At 71.0% G+C, this 7,073-nt stretch carries 7 protein-coding genes; 6 read left to right on the forward strand and 1 reads right to left on the reverse strand.

Going from position 1 to position 7,073, the window contains the following annotated elements; genetic code table 11:
• The 6 genes from AB0J52_RS21155 to AB0J52_RS21180 all read left to right on the forward strand — a co-directional run.
• A partial coding sequence (locus AB0J52_RS21155) for an ABC transporter substrate-binding protein (protein ID WP_500183392.1) occupies nucleotides 1–1,218 on the forward strand: 1,218 nt, incomplete at its 5' end.
• Between the two features lie 297 nt (nucleotides 1,219–1,515).
• The gene (locus tag AB0J52_RS21160; protein WP_500183394.1) at nucleotides 1,516–2,193 is read left to right on the forward strand and encodes a carbohydrate ABC transporter permease; all 678 of its coding nucleotides are present in this window, start codon (nucleotides 1,516–1,518) and stop codon (nucleotides 2,191–2,193) included.
• Nucleotides 2,190–3,005, forward strand: a complete 816-nt coding sequence (locus AB0J52_RS21165; protein ID WP_500183396.1) for a carbohydrate ABC transporter permease — start codon at nucleotides 2,190–2,192, stop codon at nucleotides 3,003–3,005. The genes AB0J52_RS21160 and AB0J52_RS21165 overlap by 4 nt, the downstream gene beginning before the upstream one ends.
• 97 nt (nucleotides 3,006–3,102) lie before the next feature.
• Nucleotides 3,103–4,239: a helix-turn-helix domain-containing protein gene (locus tag AB0J52_RS21170; RefSeq protein ID WP_500183398.1), complete on the forward strand. Its 1,137-nt coding sequence runs from the start codon at nucleotides 3,103–3,105 to the stop codon at nucleotides 4,237–4,239.
• 214 nt (nucleotides 4,240–4,453) lie between these two features.
• A complete protein-coding gene (locus tag AB0J52_RS21175; RefSeq protein ID WP_500183400.1) occupies nucleotides 4,454–5,032 on the forward strand; it encodes a Dps family protein in 579 nt (192 codons plus the stop codon).
• A gap of 155 nt (nucleotides 5,033–5,187) precedes the next feature.
• Nucleotides 5,188–5,751, forward strand: a complete 564-nt coding sequence (locus tag AB0J52_RS21180) for a dihydrofolate reductase family protein (protein WP_500183402.1) — start codon at nucleotides 5,188–5,190, stop codon at nucleotides 5,749–5,751.
• Nucleotides 5,752–5,845: 94 nt separating this feature from the next.
• Here AB0J52_RS21180 and AB0J52_RS21185 read toward each other — a convergent pair whose 3' ends face one another.
• Nucleotides 5,846–6,952, reverse strand: a complete 1,107-nt coding sequence (locus AB0J52_RS21185; protein WP_500183403.1) for a YihY/virulence factor BrkB family protein — start codon at nucleotides 6,950–6,952, stop codon at nucleotides 5,846–5,848.
• Between the last annotated feature and the right edge of the window lie 121 nt (nucleotides 6,953–7,073).

A 7,073-nucleotide genomic window follows, 5' to 3' on the forward strand; every position in this document is an offset into this window, starting at 1 on the left:
GTCGCGCGCCTGGCCGGAACCATGGCGTTGGTCCTGGCCGCCGCCGCATGCGCCGGCGGAACACCCGGCGGGTCCACCCGCGGCGGGGACACCTCGATCACCGTGCTCGACTACTACACCGAGAAGTCCGAGCACGACCAGTGGGACCAGGTCCTCGCCGCGTGCGGCAGGGCCGCCGGCGTCAAGGTCGAGCAGACGAGCGTCCCACCGGCGTCGCTCGTCCCGCGGGTCCTGCGGCAGGCGTCGTCGCGGACGCTGCCCGACCTGCTGATGCTGGACAACGCCGACGTGCAGCAGATCGCCCGGACCGGTGCGCTGACCCCGCTGGACCAGTACGGCATCGACACCCGCGGCTTCGTCCCCGGCATCCTGTCGGCGGGCACCTACCAGGGGAAGGTGTACGGCCTGGCCCCCTACGTCAGCACGGTCGCCCTCTTCTACAACAAGAAGACGCTCGCCGAGTCGGGCGTCGCGGTGCCGCGGACCTGGAACGAGCTGAAGGCGGCCGCGGCCCGCCTGACCCGTCCCGGACGGTACGGCATGGCCGTGGACGCGAGCGCCGACTTCGAGGGGACCTGGCAGTTCCTGCCCTTCCTGTGGTCCAACGGCGGCGACGAGAAGAAGCTGGACACGCCGCAGGCCGCGCAGGCCCTCCGGCTGTGGGTCGACCTGGTGAACAGCGGCTCCATGTCCAAGTCGGTGCTGAACTGGACGCAGGCGGACGTCCACGACCAGTTCGCCGCCGGACGGACGGCCATGATGCTCAACGGCCCGTGGCGCATCCCCGCGTTGGCCAAGGACAAGACCCTGGAGTGGGGCGTCGCCCCGATCCCCGTTCCCCGGGCCGGGCTCACGCCGGTCGGGCCCCTCGGCGGTGAGGTGTGGACGGTCCCGCAGAGCGCTTCCAAGTCCCGGCAGAAGAAGGCCGCCGAGGTCCTCGGCTGCCTGACCATGGCCTCCACCATGCTCACGCTGGCCGGGCAGCACCAAACGGTGCCCTCTCGGGCCGCGGCCGCCGCCCGGTACGCCGAGCAGAACCCGTCGATGTCGGTCTTCGTCAAGGGCGCGGAAGCGGCACGCATCCGCACCCGGGAACTCGGCGTCGGATGGCCGAGGGCTGCGACCGCGATCTACACCGCGATCCAGTCCGCGTTGACGGGACGGCAGACGCCGGAGGAGGCCCTCCGGCAGGCGCAGCAGTTCGCGACCCGTGACTGACCTGCTCCTGGGACACGGCAGGGAGGCCGGGCGGGGCCACGACCCCGCTGGCAGGGCGGTCCGGGGCGTGATCCGCGCGCGCAGGGCGGAACGGCTGGCCCAGTGGCTTTTCGTCCTGCCCGCCGCCGCCTACCTGCTGCTCTTCTTCGGCTACCCGCTCGCCAAGAACGTCGTGGTCAGCTTCCAGGACTACACGACCACGACCTTCTACACCGGCGCCGCCCCGTTCGTGGGGTTGCGGAACTACTCGAAGGTTCTCTTCTCGGACCTGTTTCCGAGGCCCTGGCGCACACCGTCGTGTTCACCGCCGGCTCGATCCTCGGGCAGTTCGTCATCGGCCTGGCCCTCGCGCTGTTCTTCCAGCGCCGCTTCCCTCTGGGCGGCGTCCTGCGGTCGCTACTGCTGCTCCCCTGGCTGATGCCGCTGGTCGTCTCCGGAACAGCGTGGAAATGGATGCTCGACCCCGACACCGGCGTCGTCAACACCGCGCTCCGCACGCTGCATCTCACCTCCTCCGGAATCCCCTGGCTCACCGGCACGCCGCAGGCGCTGGTGTCGGTCACCCTCGTGAACGTCTGGGTCGGGATCCCCTTCAACACCGCGATCCTGTACAGCGGGCTCCAGAACATCCCCGCCCACCTGTACGAGGCGGCGAAGCTGGACGGCGCCGGTCCGGTGAGCGCGTTCCGCCACATCACGTGGCCACTGCTCCGTCCCGTGGTGAGGGTCCTCCTGGTGCTGGGGGTCGCCTACACGATCAAGGGGCTGGACCTCGTCCTCACGGTGACGGGCGGCGGGCCGGCGGGTTCCACGGAGACGCTCGCCACGCAGGCCTACAAGCTGTCCTTCCAGGAGTTCGAGTTCGGACGCGGCGCCGTGCTGGGCAACGTCCTGGTGGCCATCTCATTCGTGTTCGCCGTCGTCTACCTGCACGCCGGCCGCCGCGCCCAGGCCGCCGGGCAGGTGGCCCCGTGAAGCGCGCACCGAGACGGGGCGTCCTTTCCACCGTCATCGGGATCGTCCTGCTCGCGGTGATGCTGTTTCCCGTCTACTGGATGGTGAACGCGTCCCTGCAGCCCGCCGGGAACCCGCTGCGGGGAGGCTGGTTCCCCCGCACGCCGGATCTCAGCGGATACGTCACCGCACTGCACGACCAGGCTGGCAACCTCGCGACCAGCCTCGTCCTCGCCCTCGGCAGCGTGGCGCTGAGCCTCGTCCTCGCCGCCCCGGCGGCCTACGCGCTGGCCCTGTTCTCCCTCCGGGGCACCAACCTGGTGCTCCTCGGCATCCTGGTCACCCAGATGGCGCCGGGCGTCGTCGTCGCCGACGCCCTCTACAGCGCCTACGCCGACCTCGGACTCCTGAACTCCCACGTCGGGCTGATCCTCGCCGACTCCACCGCCGGCGTCCCCTTCGCGATCATCATCCTGCACGCCTTCATGCGGACCATCCCCCGCGAGATCATCGAGGCCGCCCGCGTGGACGGCGCGGGCGGGTGGCGCGTCCTCGGCTCCGTGGTCCTCCCGATGAGCACCGGCGCTCTGGTCACCGCGGCGGTCTTCACCTTCCTGTTCACCTGGGGCGACTTCCTCTTCGCCCTCACCCTGACCACCACCCCGGCCGTCCGGCCGGTCACCCTCGGCCTCTACCAGTACCTCGGCGCCCACACCGACCACTGGAACGCCGTCATGGCCACCACGGTCCTCGCCTCCGTCCCGGCCGTCCTGCTGCTCGTCATCGCCCAGCGCCACGTCACCGCAGGCGCCGCCGGCGGCGCCACCGGGTGAGGAATCCCCGTCCCCCGATCTAGCGGGTTCACGTGATGTGCCGAGGCCCCGTGCGGTGGCAGCGTGGCCTTGCACGCGAATCGGAAGGGCGGAGAACATGACAGCGGATGTCCAGGTGAGGAGCGGTCTCGGCGGCTTCGACATCCCCGACTCGATGCCCGTCCCGCGCCGGAGGGCGTACTGGCGCGAAGCCCTGTCCCAGACGTTCGGCGCCGTGGACATCACCGTCCCCGAAGAGGTGTACTCCGGCACGATCCGGGCGACGCCGCTCGGCCGGCTCCGCGCCGTCTCACTCGCCGGCGACTGCCAGGACGCCCTGCGCACCCGCCGGCACGCCGCGCGGGACGGCCAGGACGACTACATCGTCGTCAAGACCCTGGACCGGGGATTCGCCCGCCTGGAGCAGGACGGCCGTGAGGCGCTCCTCGGTCCCGGGGACATCTTCGTCTACGACCTCGCCCGGCCCATCCGGCTGAAGTTCCCCCAGCCCTTCCTGAGCAAATCCGTCGTCCTGCCCAAGGACGTCCTCGGCATCAGCGACGCCGACATCTCCCACCTCACGGCCCGCCCGCTCGCCTCCGACAGCCCCGTCGGGGCGCTGCTCGCCCCCTTCGTGACCGGCGTCGTGGACGGCGCCGCAAGCCTCTCCCCACGCGCCGGCGAACTGATGGCCCGCAACATCGTGGACCTGCTCGGCGTCCTCACCGACGAACTTCTCGACCGGACAACGGAGGACACCCCCGGCGGCAACCGGGCACTGCTGCTGCGGATCCAGGCGTTCATCGACCGGCACCTCGCCGACCCGGACCTCACCCCGCAGGCCATCGCCGGGGCGCACCACATCTCCCTGCGCTACCTCCACAAGCTGTTCGAGGGCGAGAACGCCACCGTCAGCCGGTGGATCCAGCGACGCCGCCTGGAAGAGTGCCGCCGCGACCTGTCGCTCCACGGCAACGCCACGATCGCCGCCGTCGCCCACCGCTGGGGTTTCACCAGCGCCGCCCACTTCAGCCGAGTCTTCCGAGCCGCCTACGGCATGACTCCTCGCGAATGGCGCGCCACCCAGGAGGCCTCCCAGCAGCCCGCCACCTCCAGGCCGCCCCGCCGAGCCCTCACGCCGGTCCCGGCACTCCGCCCCACCACAGCCACCCCAACGCCCGGCGCCCGCTGCAACGCACCTGGTCAGGGCTCGACGCAGCGGAGAGGGTCCAGGGCCGTCCCTGCCGCCGGCTGAAACATCGGCCGGACGCTGATCGGCCGGACGGGGGGCGCACCCTCGGCGGTGTCGGAGGCGGTGCTGTCGGGGTACTGATCAAGCGGCCTGGGCCTTCGAGACGGCCATAGTGCGCCTGTGGTCACCACCGCGTGCACGGCCCGACAAGGTGCGCCCCGCCCCGCCGCCTAGCGTCACCCGCGTACGCAATGCACGACACCGCAGGAGGCGCACCATGACCACCAACCCGCCCACCCCGCACGGCAGCCAGCCCTGGCTCCATCAGAAGGGAGAGGTCATCCAGAAGTTCGACACCGTCAAGCAGTTCCCGGTCGCGCTGTCCTTCGAGACGCGGATGTACTCCTGCCAGCGCCTGAACAAGGCCCTCGCGGACACGCAGATCCTCCACGGCCTGTACAAGAAGCACCACTGGCTGATGCGCGGCGCGACCTTCTACCAGCTGCACCTGGTCCTGGACCGGCACGCGTCCGAGCAGCTGGAGATCATCGACGCGCTCGCGGAGCGCGTCCAGTCGCTGGGCGGCGTGGCCGTGGGAGACGCCCGGCACGCCGCCGAGATCACCTCGATTCCGCGTCCGCCGGACGGGGTGGAGAAGGTCCCGGCCATGCTGTCGCGGCTCCTCGAAGCCCACGAGACCATCCTCGCCGAGGCGCACGACGCCGCCGCCCGGGCCGCCGCGAGCGGCGACGACGGCACCAACGACCTGCTGGTCTCCCAGGTGATCAGGACCGGGGAACGCCAGGCGTGGTTCTTGGCCGAGCACCTGGTCGACACTCCCCTGGTCCGCATCTGAGGCACGGCGGACGCACGGTGCAGGTGGCCTGGTGAACGCCCCGCCCGGCCAGGACCACCACACCGCGTCGCGCCTTTCCGGTGTGCCCTGGCCGATGATTCTTCCGCGCCGTGCTGGTCTGTACGCGGAGTACCGACTGACAGGAGGCCGACGGAATGCGGAAACTGAGCTTCGGCATGAACGTGAGCCTGGACGGCTACATCGCGGCGCCGGGCGACGACATCGGCTGGAGCGTGCCGAGCGACGAGCTGTTCCAGTGGTGGTCCGACCGGGTGGCGGCGACCGGCGTGTCGCTGTACGGGCGCAAGCTGTGGGAGACGATGAGCTCCCACTGGCCGACCGCCGACCAGCAGCCCGGCGTCACACCGGCCGAGGTCGAGTTCGCCCAGCGCTGGCGGGACATGCCGAAGGTGGTGTTCTCCTCGAAGCTCAGCACGGTCGACTGGAACACCCGCCTGGTCACCGGCGACGCGGTCACCGAGATCGCCCGGCTCAAAGGCGAGGACGGCGGCCCCATGGACATCGGCGGCGCCACTCTGGCCGCGGCGGCCGCCCGAGCCGGGCTGATCGACGAGTACGTGCTGGTCACCGCGCCGGTCCTGGTGGGCGGCGGCACCCCGTTCTTCACGGCCCTGGACAACTGGGTGAACCTGACCCTGGTGGATACCCGGACGTTCCCCGACGGCGTCCTCATGACCAGATACGAAACCAAGCGCTGAACGGCGACCTCCGGGGGCCGGCGCGGCCTGGGGCTCGCGCCGGCCCCCGGTGGGCGGCTTCGGGAGGAGCCGCAGTGGGGCGGAGCTCGGCCGCTCAGGGCCGGCGGTGTTCGGGGTGTTCGGGGTGTTCGGTGGTGTTCAGGGCGTCGCGTTCGGCTTCGTCCAGGGCCCGGGTGTCGCGGGGCTCGACGTAGGGCTCCTGGGTCGGCGGGGTGCCCGCGGCGATGGCGCGGCCGCGTTCGAGTTCGGCGTTGAGCTCGGCGCCCAGCAGGATCGCGGTGTTGGTGATCCACAGCCAGACCAGGAAGATGATGATCCCGGCGAGGCTGCCGTAGGTCTTGTTGTACGAGCTGAAGTTGGACGCGTAGAACGCGAACACGGCCGAGGCCGCCAGCCACATCAGCAGCGCCAGGACGCTACCGGGGCTGACCCAGCGGAACCCCTGCTTGGCGTTGGGCGAGGCCCAGTACAGCAGCGCGAACAGGAAGCTGACCACCAGCAGCAGGACCGGCCACTTGACGATGTCCCAGGTGGTGACGGCGGCCGACCCCAGGCCGATCATGTCGCCGGCCTTGCGGGCCAGCGGCCCGGTGATCACCACGGCCATCACCGACACCGACAGCAGCACCAGCGTGACCACGGTGATGCCCATCCGCAGCGGCAGGGTCTTCCAGATCGGCCGTCCCTCGGGGACGTCGTAGACGGCGTTGCTGGCGCGCATGAACGCGCCCACGTACCCCGACGCCGACCAAAGCGCGGCGGCCAGACCGGCCAGAGCTGCCACGCTCGCGCCGCCGCGTCCGCGCTGCAACTGCGTCAGCGCGTCGGTGAGGACCTGTTTCACCGAGCCGGGCGCCATGTCCCCGACGTTGGTGATCAGGTCCTGGGACACCGACTTCCCCCCGAGCCCGATGACCGAGACGACCACGAGCATCGCCGGGAAGATGGACAGCACGCTGTAGTAGGTGAGCGCGGCGGCCCAGTCGCCCAGGTTGTCGTCCTTGTACTCGGCGACGGTGCGTTTGACCGCGCTCCACCAGGACTTGGGTGCCATCTCGGTCGGCCCGTCCGGCACGTCGGGGTCTTCTGTCCTCTCGGGCCCGCCTCGTCCGCTGGGCGCGCCGGCGCCCGCCGCCTGGGCGGCGCGGTCGTCTTCGCCATGAGGATCGCTCAGGGGGCCGGTCTTGCCGCGTTCGCTCATCACGATCTTTCGCTCGTTCTCCTCGTCACAGCACCGTGACCTGGGCGCGGCGGGCGCGCCGCGCGGCGCGGCGGCGGCGCCTCCACCTGAGCACCGTCAGGACCGCGGTGGCCGCGGCCGC

The organism is Spirillospora sp. NPDC049652 (assembly GCF_040675125.1).
Taxonomy (GTDB): Bacteria; Actinomycetota; Actinomycetes; order Streptosporangiales; family Streptosporangiaceae; genus Spirillospora.